Annotated in this window: 15 protein-coding genes; 6 read left to right on the top strand and 9 right to left on the bottom strand. The window is 54.0% G+C overall.

Annotation, left to right across the window (positions count from 1 at the left end):
- Positions 1-560 precede the first annotated feature (560 nt).
- Entirely contained in the window at positions 561-1,550 is a 990-nt protein-coding gene (locus F0319_RS10040; RefSeq protein WP_149366810.1) for a 2-hydroxyacid dehydrogenase, read from the top strand.
- 19 nt (positions 1,551-1,569) lie between these two features.
- On the opposite strand, the gene F0319_RS10035 is transcribed toward F0319_RS10040, so the two are convergent.
- Entirely contained in the window at positions 1,570-2,778 is a 1,209-nt protein-coding gene (locus F0319_RS10035; protein ID WP_149366809.1) for an MFS transporter, read from the bottom strand.
- A 456-nt stretch (positions 2,779-3,234) separates the two neighbouring features.
- On the opposite strand from F0319_RS10035, the gene F0319_RS10030 reads away from it, so the two are divergent.
- Positions 3,235-3,906 (top strand): MgtC family protein, encoded by a 672-nt coding sequence (locus F0319_RS10030; RefSeq protein WP_111964732.1) that lies wholly within the window; start codon positions 3,235-3,237, stop codon positions 3,904-3,906.
- Between the two features lie 245 nt (positions 3,907-4,151).
- Positions 4,152-4,586, top strand: a complete 435-nt coding sequence (gene uspF / locus F0319_RS10025; protein ID WP_023292544.1) for a universal stress protein UspF — start codon at positions 4,152-4,154, stop codon at positions 4,584-4,586.
- A gap of 101 nt (positions 4,587-4,687) precedes the next feature.
- On the opposite strand, the gene F0319_RS10020 is transcribed toward uspF, so the two are convergent.
- A complete protein-coding gene (locus tag F0319_RS10020) occupies positions 4,688-7,270 on the bottom strand; it encodes a bifunctional diguanylate cyclase/phosphodiesterase (RefSeq protein ID WP_149366808.1) in 2,583 nt (860 codons plus the stop codon).
- Positions 7,271-7,586: 316 nt separating this feature from the next.
- Positions 7,587-9,620 (bottom strand): peptidyl-dipeptidase Dcp, encoded by a 2,034-nt coding sequence (gene dcp, locus F0319_RS10015; RefSeq protein WP_149366807.1) that lies wholly within the window; start codon positions 9,618-9,620, stop codon positions 7,587-7,589.
- Positions 9,621-9,762: 142 nt separating this feature from the next.
- Here dcp and ydfG point away from each other — a divergent pair, with 142 nt between their 5' ends.
- Both ydfG and F0319_RS10005 read left to right on the top strand, forming a co-directional pair.
- On the top strand, positions 9,763-10,509 hold the full coding sequence (ydfG, locus tag F0319_RS10010; RefSeq protein WP_023292548.1) for a bifunctional NADP-dependent 3-hydroxy acid dehydrogenase/3-hydroxypropionate dehydrogenase YdfG: 747 nt from the start codon (positions 9,763-9,765) through the stop codon (positions 10,507-10,509).
- 91 nt (positions 10,510-10,600) lie between these two features.
- Entirely contained in the window at positions 10,601-11,287 is a 687-nt protein-coding gene (locus F0319_RS10005; RefSeq protein ID WP_014883681.1) for a GntR family transcriptional regulator, read from the top strand.
- 33 nt (positions 11,288-11,320) lie between these two features.
- On the opposite strand, the gene F0319_RS10000 is transcribed toward F0319_RS10005, so the two are convergent.
- Positions 11,321-11,752, bottom strand: coding sequence for a universal stress protein (locus tag F0319_RS10000; protein ID WP_111965759.1), 432 nt, complete (start codon positions 11,750-11,752; stop codon positions 11,321-11,323).
- A gap of 287 nt (positions 11,753-12,039) precedes the next feature.
- On the opposite strand from F0319_RS10000, the gene ydfZ reads away from it, so the two are divergent.
- Complete coding sequence (ydfZ, locus tag F0319_RS09995; RefSeq protein WP_014883679.1) at positions 12,040-12,243, top strand: putative selenium delivery protein YdfZ; 204 nt, start codon at positions 12,040-12,042, stop codon at positions 12,241-12,243.
- A gap of 43 nt (positions 12,244-12,286) precedes the next feature.
- On the opposite strand, the gene F0319_RS09990 is transcribed toward ydfZ, so the two are convergent.
- From F0319_RS09990 to F0319_RS09970, 5 genes are all read right to left on the bottom strand, one after another.
- Positions 12,287-13,750 (bottom strand): mannitol dehydrogenase family protein, encoded by a 1,464-nt coding sequence (locus F0319_RS09990; RefSeq protein ID WP_149366806.1) that lies wholly within the window; start codon positions 13,748-13,750, stop codon positions 12,287-12,289.
- 220 nt (positions 13,751-13,970) lie between these two features.
- The gene (locus F0319_RS09985) at positions 13,971-15,338 is read right to left on the bottom strand and encodes an MFS transporter (RefSeq protein WP_149366805.1); all 1,368 of its coding nucleotides are present in this window, start codon (positions 15,336-15,338) and stop codon (positions 13,971-13,973) included.
- Positions 15,339-15,410: 72 nt separating this feature from the next.
- Positions 15,411-16,430 carry a Zn-dependent oxidoreductase gene (locus F0319_RS09980; protein WP_111965755.1) on the bottom strand — a complete coding sequence of 340 codons (1,020 nt, stop codon included), beginning with the start codon at positions 16,428-16,430 and terminating at the stop codon, positions 15,411-15,413.
- A 14-nt stretch (positions 16,431-16,444) separates the two neighbouring features.
- Positions 16,445-17,659, bottom strand: a complete 1,215-nt coding sequence (gene manD, locus F0319_RS09975; RefSeq protein ID WP_149366804.1) for a D-mannonate dehydratase ManD — start codon at positions 17,657-17,659, stop codon at positions 16,445-16,447.
- Between the two features lie 111 nt (positions 17,660-17,770).
- Positions 17,771-18,097, bottom strand: a complete 327-nt coding sequence (locus tag F0319_RS09970; protein WP_111965753.1) for a YnfA family protein — start codon at positions 18,095-18,097, stop codon at positions 17,771-17,773.
- Between the last annotated feature and the right edge of the window lie 101 nt (positions 18,098-18,198).

The following is an 18,198-nucleotide window of genomic DNA, read 5'->3' as shown; positions in this document are numbered from 1 at the left end:
ATCGATATGTAAAAAACCGCGAACAAACTCATAGCCGTTGGCAAAAACGTTAATCTGGATGGCTGCAATGGCTATCACAAACAGCGTATAGGCTATGAACAGTGGGTATTTTCGTAGCCGGTTAACCTTCTGTTTCCCGATATATAACAAGAAAAAAACTACTATAGATACAATGAAATAGTACAAAGCGGGCAGCATTGGCGGAGATAAGGACAACCCCAGCTGTTGCGACATGCATCATTCTCCCTCTTTATCAGAAACTCACCCGGTTCCTGATATCGTCCCATCACATCCAGAAGGATTGCAGTTTTCACACCCTCTTGCCATTCTTTAACGTAATTCAGACAGGCTTTTTTCGCATCCTCAACCCACTGCATTTTTCTCTACATGCCCTGAGCAGATTCAAGCCAAAGATTCCTCGTAGCAACAATATCATGGAGTTAGGATGTAGATATGCTCTAGAATAATTCATAGAACTTATTGAATTCAATAATATTTTATAAATTGTAAGATAATTTTAATCATGCTAACGTGAATGCAAAATCACTGGAGAAAGTCTTATGAAACTCGCGGTATATAGCACAAAGCAGTACGACAAAAAGTATCTGCAACATGTTAACGAGGCTTACGGGTTTGAGCTTGAATTTTTCGACTTTCTGCTGTCCGAAAAAACCGCCAAAACGGCGCACGGCTGTGAAGCCGTCTGCATTTTCGTAAACGATGACGGCAGTCGCCCGGTGCTGGAAGAGTTGAAAAGACAAGGGGTGAAGTACATCGCCCTGCGCTGTGCGGGCTTTAACAATGTGGATCTCGATGCGGCGAAAGAGCTGGGTCTGAAGGTGGTGCGCGTTCCGGCGTACTCCCCGGAAGCGGTCGCGGAACATGCGATTGGCATGATGATGTCGCTCAACCGTCGTATTCACCGCGCTTATCAGCGCACCCGTGACGCCAACTTCTCGCTGGAAGGGCTGACCGGCTTTACTATGTACGGCAAAACCGCGGGCGTGATCGGCACCGGTAAAATCGGCGTCGCCGCCCTGCGGATTCTGAAAGGCTTCGGCATGCGTCTGCTGGCGTTCGATCCGTACCCGAGCGCCGCTGCGCTGGAGCTGGGCGTGGAATACGTCGACCTGCCGACCCTGTTCTCCCAGTCTGACGTGATCTCCCTGCACTGCCCGCTGACGCCGGAGAACTACCACCTGCTAAACCAGGCGGCGTTTGACCAGATGAAGGATGGCGTGATGATCATCAACACCAGCCGCGGCGGGCTGGTTGACTCTCAGGCCGCTATCGAAGCGCTGAAAACCCAGAAAATTGGCGCGCTGGGAATGGACGTGTACGAGAACGAACGCGATCTGTTCTTTGAAGACAAGTCGAATGATGTGATCCAGGACGACGTGTTCCGCCGCCTGTCAGCCTGCCATAACGTGCTGTTTACCGGACACCAGGCGTTTCTGACTGCCGAAGCGCTGATCAGCATTTCGGAAACCACGCTGGGTAACCTGCAGCAGCTGGAAAAGGGCGAAGCGTGCCCTAACGAACTGGCGTAAGCGTGACGCCGGGTGGCGGCTATGCCCCACCCGGCGTACTGTCTGTTTCCCAGGTCCGGTGCGCAAAGCACCACCAGAGCAGGACGGCCACCAGCGCAATCGCGCTCAGGACACTGAATGCCGTGGCAAATGAGTAATGACCGGCAATCGTGCCGGTTAACGCCGGGCTCATGGATGCCCCAATCCCCTGCATCAGCATCACCACACTCTGCCCGGCATTGACGTGCCCGCTACCGCGCAGCAGCACCACGATAAACGACGGTACCACGACGCCCAGGATCCCTGCGGCCAGCCCGTCGAGAATTTGTACCGGGATCATCATGAGCGGCGCGTCCGTAGACGCCGCCAGCGCGGCGCGCACCGGCATCACCAGCAGCGCCAGCATAATCAAGCGCCAGTAGCCGTAGCGGTCTATTCGGTGGGCGACCCAGATGGCGACGGGGATCATCACGGCCTGAGAGATGATAACGGTGCCCGCCGCGTACAAACCGGGGTTGATCGATGCGGGTGCCGCAGCCACCCTCATGCTCAGCATCGGCAGCAGCGCGGCGTTCGCCAGATGAAACAGCAGCAGCGTCAGGCCTGTCACAAACAGCGCCCGGTTTTTAATCAGCACGGCAAAACCGGGAACCGGCAGGCTCTCCGAAGAGGACAGTCCTCTCGCCGCGTCGTTATCAATATCCCGGTTGCGAATGGCAAGCAGCGCGCAGAGCGTTAACAGCGTGGTACAGGTCATCAGCAGGAAAATCCCGCCGACGCCCCAGTACCAGGCAATGCCGCCTGCAATCAGTGCGGTAACAAAGTTGCCGCCGTGATTGAACGCTTCGTTTCTACCCATCTGCGCGCTGAACCCGCTCTGGCCGGTCAGACCCAGCGTAATCCCGGCGATCAGCGGGCCGACAAACGCCGCACAGATACCGGTGACGATTTGCGACACGGCGACAACAGCGCTCTGCTGGCTAAACCAGAGCAGGAGCGTGCTAAGGGTGATGAGCAGGCACACCAGCGCCAGCACGGTACGCTTGCTGCGTGAGGTGTCGGTGATGAATCCCGCCGGCAGCGTGGCCAGTAATCCCGCCAGCCCACCGGCCGTCATCAGGATGCCGATATCATCAGGGGTCCAGTGGCGTTCGGTCAGGAAAATACCGAGAAAAGGCCCCAGGCCATCGCGGACATCCGCGATGAAAAAACTTGTCAGGCACAATGCCCGCAGCGAACGAAGAGACATACTTCCTGCCTTTGTCTGTTATCGCCTGTAAAAAAGGAAATGTAGTATAGCGGGTATTTTTTAAAATCAGATGACGTCTTAAAAAATATGCCTTGCGAACTTAAACAATTCATAACGGAGGCTGTTTTTTCGCTTTACTCATTATTTCGCCTGACTATACTGGCAATAAATTTTCACAGGAGACCTTCGTTGGAAAGTCATTTTATCGTCGATACGAAGGTAAGCTAGCGCAATTTTCTCGCTGCTTACCTGAAAGGGTGGGCAGCAATCCTCTTTAAGCGATTGTATCCCGAAATAGTAAAACCACTCATTTTGTGGGGCATCGCATGTTCATGTTTACACATTCACTCTTTCCGCCACCGTTGTCCTGACACGTTTAGCATTTAAACGGCGTTATGATGTGCTTAGCAAAGCACTGACGCTTATTATTTAATAACGTTAACAGGCGACAGGCTGATGTTCCCTTATATCTCTCATCTGCTCGCAGCGATGCTGCTGGGCGCAATTATTGGCGCGGAAAGACAGTGGCGCCAGCGTATGGCCGGACTTCGTACCAATGCACTGGTTGCCACGGGTGCCGCAGTGTTCATTTTAAGTTCGGTATCGACTTCTCCTGATAGCCCGGGGCGTATCGCAGCGCAGATCGTCTCCGGTATCGGCTTTCTTGGCGCAGGCGTCATTATGCGTGAAGGAATGAATATTCGTGGTCTGAACACCGCCGCCACGCTGTGGTGCTCGGCCGGAATTGGCGTGCTATGTGGTTTAGGCCAGTTCTGGAATGCCGCCATGGCCAGCTTAATTATTCTCTGCGCCAACATATTGCTTCGCGAAGCCGCGCAGCGGATTAATCAGCTGCCCGTGCTCCATGAAGGCGAAAAAAGCTATGTTCTGAAAATCACCTGTGCTGACGAGCATGAAGATGCGGTGCGGCAGAGCATCGTTAATATGGCGAAAGAGTTGACGTTAAGTCTGAAAGCGATTTATTCCGCCACGGCTCAGGCTGAGGGAAAAACCGAAATTCGGGCTGAGGTGATGACCCGTGAAGAATACCGAAAATTACTCGAACTGATTATGGGCAATATGGGCGGGAATAAAATTATCGCGTCCGTCAGCTGTCACGCAATATGAACAAGGTACCGGGCATTGCGCCCGGTTGAGGCTTTGGCGTTTTGCAGAAAACGGACCGTGACGCGGAGAGATTCATCCCCGGATGTCCCTGTTCGTTGTCACGCCACGTTGGCAAGGTCACGGACAGGTTCGACTGTACGCCTATCACATAACCGAAATTTGTCCCCGTTATGACACCCTGCTCTCTGTTTTCCTGAAATTAACGGTCTACCCTGAATTGTGTGAAAAACACTCAGGAGGGACAAATGTACAACTCAATTTTAGTTCCAATTGACATTTCGGAGGATAGCCTGACGCACATGGTTATCCCCTTCGTTCAGGCACATACAGCACTTAACACAGCTAAAGTTCACTTTCTTACTGTCATTCCATCGCTTCCGTATTATTCATCATTAGGCCTGGCCTACTCGGTCGAAATGCCGAAGCTGAAAGAGTTCCAGCACGCGGCCTTAGCAAAGCTGGATGAAATCGTTAAGCAATTCAAAATTCCTCCAGACAAGATACAGACTCACGCCGTGACGGGCTCTCCAAAGGATCAAATCCTTAAGCTCGCTGACACGATCGATGCCGACCTGATTATCATCGCTTCCCACAAACCTGACATATCTACGTATCTGTTGGGTTCGAACGCTGCGGCAGTGGTTCGGCATGCGAAATGCCCTGTCCTGGTCGTAAGATAGAAAGCGGTGTTTACGATCGTGGATACGAACGGAGAGCGAATAACAACAACCGGGCGTAACGCCCGGTTTTTCATTTACGCTTCCCTGAATGAAAGCACGCTTTAGAGATTTACTCTGCTTGCGTTTAAATTTAAGTCCGTAATGGCGACCGGTTTTCCAAGCAGGTAGCCCTGAACCTCATCACATTTATTTTCTTTAAGAAAAGCGAGCTGTTCGACGGTCTCCACCCCTTCTGCGGTTACCGCCATGGAATAGGCTTTCCCCAGGTCGATAATTTTCTCCACGACTGACTGGTTCTGCGGCGAGTCACCCAGGGTAAAAATAAAGCTCTTGTCGAGCTTAAGCCCATCAAACTGAAACTTCCGCAGATAGCTCAGAGAGGCGTAGCCGGTTCCGAAATCGTCAATCAGAATGCGGACGCCCATTTTTTTGAGAGACTTCATGGTCTGCAGCGTTTTTTCAGGATCGGAAAGCGTTACGTTTTCCGTCACTTCTATTTCCAGCCGGTTGGATTCAAGCCCTGTTTCGTGAAGTAACTCTTTTATCCTTTCAGCAAGATCGCTTGCCTGGAATTCGATAGCAGAAATATTTACGGATACCGATAATCCCGGCAATTTATCTTTCGTTTCCGCACACGCTTTGCGTATGACCCAGTTGCTCAGGCTAATAATAAGCCCGGTTTCTTCTGCCAGCGGAATAAACTGGTCGGGCATTATGGTCCCCCGAGTCGGGTGCTGCCAGCGTACCAGCGCTTCGACGGCCTCTATTTTAGAATACCGGAGGTTATAACGGGGTTGGTAAACCAGGTAGAGTTGTTCTTCGCGAATCGCAGTCTTCAGCTCTAATTCCAGTTTCCTGCGTTCGGTCAGCTTTTCCGACATATCCGGGCGATAATAGACCCATCGGTTTCTGCCGGATTGCTTTGCCTGATACAGCGCAATATCTGCATAGCGTAGAAGATCGTTTGCGCTGATGCTATCCCGGGGAGCCTGTGCAATGCCCATGCTTACGCCTATCGCTACCTCATTTCCTTCAATGGAAAAAGGTCGGTTCAGTTCTTGCACGATGCGGCGACACACCTCTTCAATCTGGTCTTGCTGGCTGGTGTTGCCGAGGAGAATCATAAATTCATCCCCTCCCTGCCGTGCGACAAAATCACCTCGTCGAACGCAATATTTAAGACGTGAAGCGACCTCACCGAGCAGAGCATCCCCAGTAGAGTGCCCAAAAATATCATTGACGGGTTTAAACTTGTCTAAATCGAGACAAATCATGGCAAAGGGATAATGGTTAAGGTCTTCTTTAGCCAGCTGACCTGCCAGAAATTCCTTAATATGATAGCGGTTCGGCAGACCGGTTAATTCATCATGACGTGACAGGAACTCCACACGTTTTGTTGCTTCAACTTCCTGAGAGACATCGGTTGCCGCGCCTCGCAAAACCACCGTTCCATCAGGCTGAGCAGAAAATTTTGCCAGGAGCGTGCAATATGACGTGGTTTGTTGCGCGTGAGTATAAGGACAGTTTTTAAATTCAAAGCGCTCAGTTAAGTCCCGCTGACTGGCACAGGCAAGTGATAACCCATTTGTCGACGGAAAGAGTTCATCCAGGCTGCGGCCTATCCATTTGCTATTTTCATATCCCGTTATTGTAGTAAAACGACCTGACAGCCATGTTATCTTTAACGATAAATCTGTTTCCCAGAACCAGTCGCTGGTTGTTTCACTGACGTCCCGGAATCGTTTTTCACTCGTAATTAGATTTAATCGCGCCTGCTCAAGGAGAAAGCTATTTTCGTCAAGCATTCTCGCCTTGTGCATAATATGACGCATTAATATTAGTGTCATTGAGACCGTCAGAACGACTGAAAGAATGAGTAATGGCAAAAAATAAATTATCAACACCTGGCCGGGATTTTCACCGTCCCAGATAATTTGCACATCACCATTCTGGGTGCTTAAGGTAAATTCCGTCTGATTATTTATTTGGGAAGTCACTGTAGCCGGTGAGGTACGAACATTCAGAATGCCGGCATCCTGCCCAATCGTGAGGAGTTTTTTAGCCGTTAACTTATCTATAAACACCATTGTCGAAGATTTCCCCGGTAAGGGTTGCACGCTCGTATCATCGCCGGTCGTTATCCATTCAGCAGAAACAATGGCCGGGACCGAATTGATAAGCGTTAGCACAGAAACCGGCAATCCATTTTTAATGCTTATCTCACGCAGTAAACGGTCTTTGGTTGATTTGTCTAACCAGCGCTCCAGATCCTGAAGCTTCAGTTTCCCGTCAACCACGCTGTATCGCGTGCTCCCTTCAGGAGAGAGAACAAACACCCCTTCGTAGCCAAAGTTGTCATACAGGGACTTGCCCAGATTCTGCTTATCCCATGCCCAGTGAATGTCAGTGGTCAGATGAAGATGTTTGTAGGCATCTCCCCACTCGGCATTGTCTTTCAAATGACTTCGCATGTTTTCCTGGCGGGTATCCAGGGCCTTCCTTAACAAAAATTCATCGTGCTTGTCGCTGATTTTATTAACATTATCTTTTATTATGAGCAGGGAAATTATTGCTGCAATAAAAATACTTATCAACAACGTTACTATATAGGTAAAAGTTTTATTTATCAGGCCTTTAGAAGGCTCGGTATCCGTGAAGCCCGGATTGTTCAAAGGTAGGGTCATCTTTCGCCTTCTTGACTGCTACTGCGTCGATTCTTATGCCATTTCCATTTATCGGCACAAAATAATAAAAATTTATAGCTAAAAATTGGCAGTTAAAAGATTTTTTATTTTTACAATCCAGATCAAAGTATTAATTACTCACTCATTTACAGACTACTCTCGGTAAATTATATATACCGGTAGAAGCGCGTTTTAATCTCACATTTTTTATTTATAAAGAACGCCTGTAAATTTTTTTTTGCTGAAGCATTTACCAACAAGATGAAATTAAAAAACCGGGCGTAAAGCCCGGCTCTTTTTTCTGACAAAACTGTCGCTATTCGCTCAACCCGCGATTCTCCAGCATCGGTTCAATCTTCGGATCGCGCCCGCGCCAGCTGCGATAAAGTTCAGCCAGATCCGTGCTGTTACCACGAGACAAAATCGCCTCGCGGAATTTTTGCCCGTTTTCACGAGTTAAGCCGCCCTGCTCGACAAACCATTGATAGCCATCATCCGCCAGCATCTGCGTCCACAGGTAGGCGTAATACCCCGCCGCGTACCCGCCGCCGAAAATATGGGCAAAATAGCTGCTGCGGTAGCGCGGCGGTACGGCGGGCTGATCCAGCCCTTCTTTTTTCAACGCTGCCGCTTCAAAGCCTTCAACGTCCGAAACGGCCTCGCCGATGCCGTGCCAGTTCATGTCCAGCAGCGCGGCAGCCAGCAGCTCCGTCATGTCATACCCCTTGTTGAAATGGGTCGCGTTGAGCATGCTTTCCCGCAGAGCGTCCGGCATCGGCTCCCCGGTTTCGTAATGGCGCGCATAATGGGTAAACACCTGTGGATGGCTGGCCCAGTGCTCGTTGATTTGCGACGGGAACTCAACAAAATCACGCGGCGTATTGGTGCCGGAAAGCGTGGCGAAACGCTGGCTGGCAAAAAGACCGTGCAGCGTATGGCCAAACTCGTGGAACAGGGTGATCACGTCATCCCACGAGAGAAGCGCGATCCCGCCATTCGTCGGTTTTTGGTAGTTACAGACGTTGTAGATAACCGGACGAGAAGCAAACTCGAAGGATTGTTCGACGAAATTCCCCATCCATGCCCCGCCCTGCTTGGAATCACGGGCAAAGAAGTCGCCGTAAAACAGCGCCATGCCCTCACCGGTGTGGTCGAAAATTTCCCATACGCGGACGTCCGGATGATACACCGGGATATCAAAGCGCTCGACGAAGCGAATGCCAAACAGCTGGCTGGCGGCCCAGAAAACGCCATCCTGCAGCACGGTATTGAGCGCAAAGTACGGCCTGATCTGCGACTCATCAAGGGCATATTTTGCCTGGCGCACGCGCTCGGCATAAAACGCCCAGTCCCAGGCCTGGACGGTGAAACCGCCCTGTTCGTCGTCAATGACTTTCTGAATATCGGCCTGCTCGCGTTCCGCGCGGGCACGGGCGGCAGGCACAATGCCGCGCATAAATTCCAGCGCGGCGGCCGGGGTTTTCGCCATCTGATCGGCGATACTCCAGCTGGCGTAATCCTCAAAGCCCAGCAGGCTGGCCTGCCGGGCGCGCAGCGCCGTCAGACGAAGGATCAGCTCGCGAGTGTCGTTTTCATCCCCTTTCTGGGTGCGCGTCCAGCCTGCGTTGAAAAGGTTTTCGCGGGTCTGACGATTGCGCAGCGCGGAAAGCGCGGGCTGCTGGGTGGTGTTCAGAAGCGGGATCAGCCAGCGATCGTTTAGCCCTCGCTCCGCGGCAGCCTGCGCGGCGTCAGCGATTTCACCGGCGCTGAGCCCGTCAAGCTGGTGCGCGTAATCCACCACCAGCCCACCCGTCTTATCGGCAGCCAGCAGGCGCTGGTTAAACTGGCTGGTCAGGGAGGCCGCCTCGGTATTCAACGCCTTTAGCTCGGCCTTTTCTGTCTCATTCAGACGCGCACCGGCCAGAATAAACCGCTGATACGTCTCCTCGACCAGACGACGGGATTCGGCATCCAGCGCGGCACGATCCTGCCAGACGCTTTCCACGCGGGCGAACAGCACGTCATTCAGCCAGATATCGTTTGCCAGCACGGCAAGCTCGGTGGAGAACTGTTCTTCCAGCTCCTGTAAATACGGATTGGTGTGCGCGGAAGTCATGGCGAAGAAAACGCTGCTGACGCGCGCGAGCAAAGCGCCGCTTTTCTCCAGCGCCAGCACGGTGTTCGTGAAGTCAGGCGCAGCGGCCTGAGAGATAATCGCGTTAATGTCCGCCCGCTTCTGGCGAAGGGCTTCATCGAAGGCCGGACGATAGTGGCTGTCGTTGATCTGATCAAAATGGGGGGCCTGGTAAGGTAGCAGGCTGATGTCAAAAAAGGGATTCGTGGCCGTCATCTTTCACTCCTGAGTACGGGTATCCTCCCAGAGTAGGCCAGGCCGCCATCCCCTGCAACGCCGTCATACAAATGTTGCCTTAACGCACCCTCTGCCGCCGTGCTATGTTAGTAAAACACAAAAAGCGTTGAGGAACAGTGAGATGATTATTTTAGTTACCGGGGCAACGGCAGGTTTTGGTGAAAGCATCACGCGTCGCTTCGTCGCCAACGGGCACAAGGTTATTGCGACCGGCCGTCGTCAGGAACGTCTGCAGGAGCTGAAGGACGAATTAGGCGACAGCATCCTGACCGCGCAGCTGGACGTGCGTAACCGCGCGGCGATTGAAGAGATGATTGCTAACCTGCCCGCCGAGTGGCGCGCCATCGACGTGCTGGTCAACAATGCCGGTCTGGCGCTGGGCATGGAGCCCGCCCATAAAGCCAGCGTGGAAGACTGGGAAAACATGATCGACACCAACAATAAAGGGCTGGTCTATATGACCCGCGCGGTGCTGCCGGGCATGGTTGAACGTAATCGCGGCCACATTATCAATATCGGCTCCACCGCCGGAAGCTGGCCTTATGCGGGCGGCAACGTCTACGGCGCGACGAAAGCGTTTGTGCGCCAGTTCAGCCTTAACCTGCGGACCGATCTGCACGGCACCGCCATTCGCGTCACCGACATCGAGCCGGGCCTCGTGGGCGGCACCGAGTTTTCCAACGTGCGCTTCAAGGGCGATGACGCGAAAGCAGACAAAACCTACGAAAACGCTAACGCCCTGACGCCGGAAGATGTCACCGAAACGGTCTGGTGGGTGGCGACGCTGCCAAAACACGTCAACATCAATACCGTAGAAATGATGCCGGTCAGCCAAAGTTTTGCCGGACTTAGCGTCCATCGTGGCTAAATCTGCCCTTCCCGGCCTGCGGGCCGGGTCTGTTTCGGTCTATAAAAGAATGGTAGTATGTTCAGGCTAACTCTCTGAGAAATGACAACTCATGGCCGCTGAATCGCAACTCAACCCCACCCAGCCCGTAAACCAGCAAATCTATCGCATTTTGCGACGTGATATTGTCCATTGCCTGATCCCACCTGGAACGCCGCTTTCTGAAAAAGAGGTGTCCGTGCGTTTTGACGTTTCCCGTCAGCCGGTGCGTGAAGCGTTTATTAAGCTTGCAGAAAACGGTCTGATTCAGATCCGCCCGCAGCGCGGCAGCTACGTGAACAAAATTTCTCTCTCTCAGGTGCGCAACGGCTGTTTTGTTCGCCAGGCCATTGAATGCGCGGTGGCGCGCCGTGCCGCAACGCTCATCAACGACAACCAGTGTTATCTGCTGGAGCAAAACCTGCATCAGCAGCGAATTGCGATTGACCGTAAGCAGCTGAATGATTTCTTCCAGCTTGATGATGAATTCCATCAGAAACTGGCGCAGATTGCGGATTGCCAGCTTGCCTGGGACACCATCGAAAACATCAAGGCCACCATCGACCGCGTGCGTTATATGAGCCTCGATCACGTCTCCCCGCCGGAAATGCTGCTCCGACAGCATCATGATATTTTCAGCGCGCTGGAAAAACGCGACCCGGACGGCGTGGAAAAAGCGATGACGCTGCATCTGCAGGAAATTAGCGAATCCGTGCAGCTGATTCGTCAGGAAAATAGCGAGTGGTTTAGCGAAGAGTAATATTCGCCGCCCCTTTCGGACGCGGCGATGGGTTTAGCGAACGACTAACACTGGAATAGTGGCGTAGCGCAGGATAGATTCCGCATTTGACCCCAGCAGATGGGTGCTGATGCCCGGATTTTTCGACCCGATGACGATCGCGTCATATTCCCCTTCTTTGCTCAGTCTGATAATTTCATCGCGGACGTTGCCAAAGCGAACAAGGCTGTCAATTTTCTCCGGCGAAATATCGAAAAGTCTTTTTAACGCGTTCATTTTCTTACCGGATTCCTCCGTCATATACTCTTCGAACTTTTTAATATCGGCGTTAAATCCACGCAGCAGGGATCGGCTGCTGGCCGGCAGAATATTGACCAGGGTAATCGAGGCGCCCTCAGCCTTCGCAAGGTTTGCCGCGTGGCGAACCGCTTTGTCGCTCAAATCCATTTCAAACACATCAACAGGCATCAAAATCTTCTTATACATAAGCCTGACTCCTTATTCCGATGAAAGGGTTATTTCCTGTACCCAGAATGGCATTAGTAATATAAACCAACCCTCAACGCTTCCCTGCTGAAACTATCATTTAATGAAAATAACGGTCTGCTTTGTAAATTGCTGTAGTGAACCGTCAGCGCCCGGCACAATAAAGAAAAAAGTGTGAGTTTGATCAAAAACAAAAACATGTGATGCAGACAGGCGTATTTATATGCTCCGTGAACGGCAACCCTGAAATAACGCCGTAACGAACAGGTTAGAGAGGAGGAAATACCATGATGACATACGACCGTAACCGCAATGCAATCACCACCGGCAGCCGCGTCATGATTAGCGGCACGGGCAAAACTGGCGTGATTAAAGCGATCCACAGCGACGGGCTGGATGCCGCGCAGGTGCGCCGCAGCAAAACGGTTGAAGTGGAAGGATGCGAAGGTAAGTTCGAACCGATTGAGCTGATTCGCCTGGGTATGCACTAAGCGGTGCGCGGACATGCCGCCGCAAACGGCGGCATGTGCTGAATTACCGCTGAGACACATACTGCTCCACGGTCGCTTTCGCTCCCTTTTGCAGCAGCGTCAGGTAGGCCTTCATCACCGCATCAACAAAGACGGCTTCACGCGGTAACTCCTTGCCAAAGATGGCTTCAATGCCGAGAAGCGCCCTGACCCGGCTTTCCCCTTCCGCACTGCCCTTCACCGCCGCCTGAATCACCGCCAGCTGCGGGTCGCTTACGTCAATCGCGTTACCCTGCTCGTCCACGCCGCCGACATAGCGCATCCAGCCTGCCACGCCCAGCGCAAGCAGCGGGAAAGGCTTCTGATGCACCAGGTGCCAGCGCACGGAATCCAGCATGCGCTGCGGAAGCTTCTGGCTGCCGTCCATCGCAATTTGCCAGGTCCGATGGCGCAGGGCCGGGTTACTGTAGCGGGCAATCAGGAGATCGGCATAGCGCCCTAAATCGACGCCTTTGACCTTCAGCGTGGGCGCCTGCTCGTTGAGCATCAGCGCGTGCGCGGCAAGACGGTAATTCTTATCTTCCATGCAGTCGTTGATATGCTGATAGCCCGCCAGATAGCCCAGGTACGCCAGAAATGAGTGGCTGCCGTTGAGCATGCGCAGCTTCATCTCTTCAAAAGGGATCACGTCCGACACCAGCTCGGCTCCGGCTTTTTCCCACGCAGGACGACCCGCCACAAAGTTATCTTCGATCACCCACTGACGGAACGGTTCACAGGCCACCGCCGCCGGATCGCGCGCGCCGGTCAGCCGTTCGATTTTATCCAGCGTATCGGGAGTGACCGCGGGCACGATGCGATCCACCATAGTTGACGGGAAGGTGACGTGGGATTCAATCCAGTCCGCCAGTTCACCGTTTACCGCTCGGGCGTACGCGCAGGTGACATTGCGCATCACGTGACCGTTCTCTGGCATGTTGTCGCAGGACATCACGCTAAACGCCGGCAGACCCGCCGCCTTACGGCGCGCGAGCGCTTCCACGACGACACCCGGCGCGGATTTTGGCTGGTGCGGGTTTTGCAGGTCTGCGACGATAAACGGATGATCGAGCATCAGTTGCCCGGTCGCCGGTGAGTGACAGTACCCTTTCTCGGTGATGGTCAGCGAGACAATCGCCACCTGCGGTTCGCACATCGCCGCCAGCACCGTTTCCAGCCCGTCAACCTGCGCATGCAGCGCCTTTTTGACTACGCCAACTACGCGGGAAGTCCACGCATCGGCAGACATCTCCGCCACGGTATAGAGATTATCCTGGGCCTTCAGATCGGCAATCTGCTGCTCGCCGCCAATCAGGTTAACTTCACAGTAGCCCCAGTCGCTGCCGTGTTCAGCGGCAAGGATGTCGGCGTACACCGCCTGGTGCGCCCGGTGAAATGCGCCGAAGCCTAAATGTACAATGCGTGCTTTGAGGCTGTCGCGATCGTACTGAGGCAGCGTCGCGTTGGCCTGTAATAACGTGTTTTCCATGATTAAGACTCGTTAATTAGAAAGCTGTGGATCGCTGCCGCTCTTTCTGAAGCGGCAGCGCCTGCTGACTACACCAACTAGAATGGCAGCTGGAGTAAAAAGAGAACTGCCATCAACCATACCGATACTGCCGTTTGATTTTTTGATATATATTAACTTTTGCTCATCTGGTGTGACATAAAAATAAAGTTGTGTGACAGGTCACGCAGGCTGTAAACCACTAGCGTCGCGAAGAGACAGCGCCGTAACCCACACTCTCTTCTGGCGCAGACTCGGCTGCGTCATGCGCCGCGCTCAAATCACGGTCGCGCACTTCCGGCATCAGGATCGCCGAGACCAGTCCAATCGCGGAATAGGCCACCAACATGGCAACAATGGGCCACCAGGAGCCGGTCATATTGCAGAAGATCCCTGCCAGCACCGGACCAAAGCCCACCGCCACCAGACCGCCCGCCTCTTTGGAGATGGCCATACGCGTAAAGCGATTTCGCGAGCCAAACATCTCCGCCATAGTGATATTTTCCAGCGCGAAGAGCCCCAGCACGGCGAAGTTATGGATAACGATGATAGAGAGCATGATCGTCCCCGGCGCATAGCTCTTATCGACGATGATCGACAGCATCGGGTAGGCGAGCAGAATGGCGGAGATGTTGAGGATAATATACGGCAGACGGCGCCCCACTTTATCGGAAAGCCAGCCCAGCAGCGGGATGGAGATAAACCCGAGAATGGAGCTGATCATCAGCGCATCGGTCGGGATGGCCTTATCGAACAGCAGCGTCTGGACCAGATACCCGGCAAGGAACGTCTGGATCAGACCCGAATTACCCGCCTGACCAAACCGCAGGCCGGTCGCCAGCCAGAAGGATTTGTTCTTCACCATGGAACCCAGCGAGGTATCCGGCTGCACGCTTTGTGCATCGTTTACTTTCTCAAAGACCGGGCTCTCCTTGAGATTCATACGCAGCCAGATGGCGAAGATCATCACCACGACGCTGGCGAGGAACGGCACGCGCCAGCCCCAGGCAATCAGCTCTTCACGATCGAGAGCAAAGAACATCACTGCCCAGATCGCCGTGGCGCTGAGCGTTCCGCAGTTCGTGCCCATCGCCACCAGCGAGGAGATGATGCCGCGTTTCCCTTTCGGCGCGTACTCCGCCAGCATGGTCCCCGCCCCGGAGATCTCAGCCCCAGCGCCCAGGCCCTGAATGATGCGCAGCGTCACCAGCAGAACCGGGGCAAAAATCCCGATCTGCGCGTAGGTCGGCAGGACGCCAATCAGCGTGGTGCAGATCCCCATCATGGTGATGGTGATGAACAGCACCTTCTTACGACCAATGCTGTCGCCCATTCTGCCGAAGATAAAGGCGCCGACAATGCGTGCGATATAGCCTGCGCCGTAGGTCCCCATCGCCAGAATCAGCGCCATCGCGGCAGACTGTTCGGGGAAGAAGATCTCATGAAAGACCAGGGCGGCCCCCAGCGAGTAAAGCTGAAAGTCCATAAACTCCAGAGCGGTGCCCAGCCAGCCGGAAACGGCGGCTTTCACCAGATCGGAGGTGGTTCTTTGAGGTTGTGCTTGCGTCATAATGGCTATCTCTGAAAGGTAAGATGCGTACCACCAGAGCCTGTCTGCGCAGGCTCTTAACCGCGTATTTAATTATTGACCGAACGTCAGTAAGACTTTGCAGCACTGCCGCTGGTCTTTTTCAAACAGTTCGATGGCGTCTGTTACATGGTGATAGTCAAAGGTATGGGTGATCAGTTTTTCCGGGTCGATCAGCCCTTTCTTCAGCCAGTCGATGACGACCGGGAATTTATTGGCATTGAGGCGGGAGGAGAATATCGCCAGCTCTTTGCCGGTGATGCCCTGCTGAACAATCTGGCTCGGCTCGCTGGAAAAGCCCATCAGCACGATGCGCGCCGCCGGAGAGGCCAGGGTTATCGCTTCCTGCAAAATAGCTGGATGGCAGGCGGCATCAATGATTAACGTCGGTTTGATGCCCTTTTCGTCCAGCGCGGCCTGCAGCGACTGCTCGCCGTTATTAAAGACCCAATCCGCGCCGCTGCGCCGGGCCATCGCCAGGCGCTCGTCTATGCGGTCAACCACGATAACCTGCTTCACCTGATAGACGCCTTTCAGCGCCTGCACGGTGACCAGCCCCATCGGGCCTGCGCCGTAAATCAGCGCGACGTCCTGCCCGGTGGGACTGGCCTGCCCCGTCACGTTGGCGGCGATGGTGAAGGGCTCCACCATAACGGCGTGTTTATCAGGAATGTCATCCGGAATGGGCCAGGCATTTTGTGCAGGTACTGCCGCATATTCGCTGAAGCCGCCGTCACGGTGAACGCCCAGCACCACCAGCGAGGTACAGACGTTCGGTTTTCCCACCGAGCACGGGTAGCAGTGCCCGCAGCTGATCACCGGGTCAACCGAGACGCGCTGGCCCAGGCGGGCAGCATCAACGCCCTCACCCACGGCGTCGATCGCGCCAAAAAACTCGTGGCCAATGACGCGTGGGTACTTAGCAAACGGGTTATGCCCGCGGTAGATGTGGCTGTCTGAACCGCAAATCCCGGCCAGTTTAATCTTGACGCGCACTTCGCCTGCGCCTGGTTCCGGGCGTGGCCGCTCTTCAATCACCAGTTCGTTCGGCTGCTGAATCACTACGCTTTTCATCGTTCTCTCCTCGCTTACCAGTTCCACAGCGTGCCGTCTTCGAGACGGGCCACCGGCAGATAGGCCGGATCGTACGGGTATTTCGCCGCCAGCTTTTCATCAAACTCGATGCCCAGCCCCGGCTTATCCCCAGGATGCATATAGCCGTTATCAAAGCGCCAGCTGTGCGGGAAGACCTCCAGCATCTGTTCGGAGTAGCCCATAAATTCCTGCACGCCAAAGTTCGGCACCCACAGGTCGAAATGCAGCGCGGCGGCGTGGCACACGGGCGAGAGATCAGACGGACCGTGCGAACCGGTACGCACCTGGTAGAGCGAGGCGAAGTCCGCGATGCGACGCATCCCGGTGATCCCGCCCGCGTGGGTAATGGTGGTGCGGATATAGTCGATGAGCTGCTCTTCGATGAGCTGCTTGCAGTCCCAGATGCTGTTAAACACTTCCCCCACGGCAATCGGCGTGACGGTGTGCTGGCGGATCAGTCGGAAGCAAGCCTGGTTTTCCGCAGGCGTTGGGTCTTCCATCCAAAACATGCGGAATTCCTCGATGCTCTTGCCGAAGCGCGCCGCTTCAATGGGCGTCAGGCGGTGGTGCATGTCGTGCAGGAGATGCTCATTGAACCCGAATTTACTGCGCACCGCGTCGAACAGCTTCGGCGTGAAATCGAGGTATTTTTCGGTGGACCAGAGCTGTTCTTCCGGCCAGTCGCCTTTGGTCGCAGGCTCGTAGGCCAGCCCCTTCCCTTTGGCCATGCCGTAGGTGGTTTTCATGCCCGGCACGCCGCACTGCACGCGGATCGCCTTGAAGCCCATCTCTTTATGGCGGGCGTAATCTTCCAGCACGTCGTCAATGGTATGGCCGGTGGTATGGCAATAGACCATCACTCCTTCCCGGGAGGCGCCGCCCAGCAGCTGGTAGAGCGGCATGTTGGCCGCTTTGGCTTTGATATCCCACAGCGCCATATCTACGGCGGAGATGGCCGACATGGTAACCGGGCCGCGACGCCAGTAGGCGCCTTTATAGAAAAACTGCCAGATGTCTTCGATGCGGTGCGCATCGCGGCCAGTCAGCTGCGGGCAAAGGTGATCCTTCAGGTATGAGGCCACGGAGAGCTCGCGTCCGTTTAGCGTAGCGTCACCAAGACCGACAAGCCCCTCATCGGTGGTGATTTTAAGGGTGACAAAGTTCCGCCCCGGGCAGGTAACAAACACGTCAGCCGCGACAATCTTCATAATTCTTTTCCTTACATCGCTCGTTGTGATGCTGGAAATTTACGCAACTACACTACTACCATACAAGTATAAAGATCGCGAAATCAGCTAGCGATCACAAAAACCGGGGGCTCAGGCGCGCCCCCATCCCACCACAATAATCAGCATACCGCACAGGGCAATCAGCGCCCCGGCCCAGTCGTATGCGCTGAGTTTGACCCCGTCCACGACGCGCAACCACAGCAGCGCTGTACACACATAAACACCACCGTAAGCCGCGTAAACGCGACCACTGGCCGCCGGATGCAGCGTTAGCAGCCAGACAAACAGGGCAAGCGCGACGCCCGCAGGGATCAGCAGCAGTGCGCTTCCCCCCTTCTTCAGCCAGAGCCAGGGCAGGAAGCAGCCGATGATTTCGCATAGCGCGGTGGCAAAAAAAAGCAGCGTCGTTTTAAGCATATTTCACGTCAGGTGAGGATTTATTTAACCATCATACCTGATGATGCCCTTTACTTTTCCATACTTGCCCCGCGGGTATGCCGTCATTTCGCATTAGTGTA

Source organism: Enterobacter vonholyi (genome assembly GCF_008364555.1).
Classification (GTDB): Bacteria; Pseudomonadota; Gammaproteobacteria; order Enterobacterales; family Enterobacteriaceae; genus Enterobacter; species Enterobacter vonholyi.
This window is presented reverse-complemented; position numbering and strand designations above follow the sequence as displayed.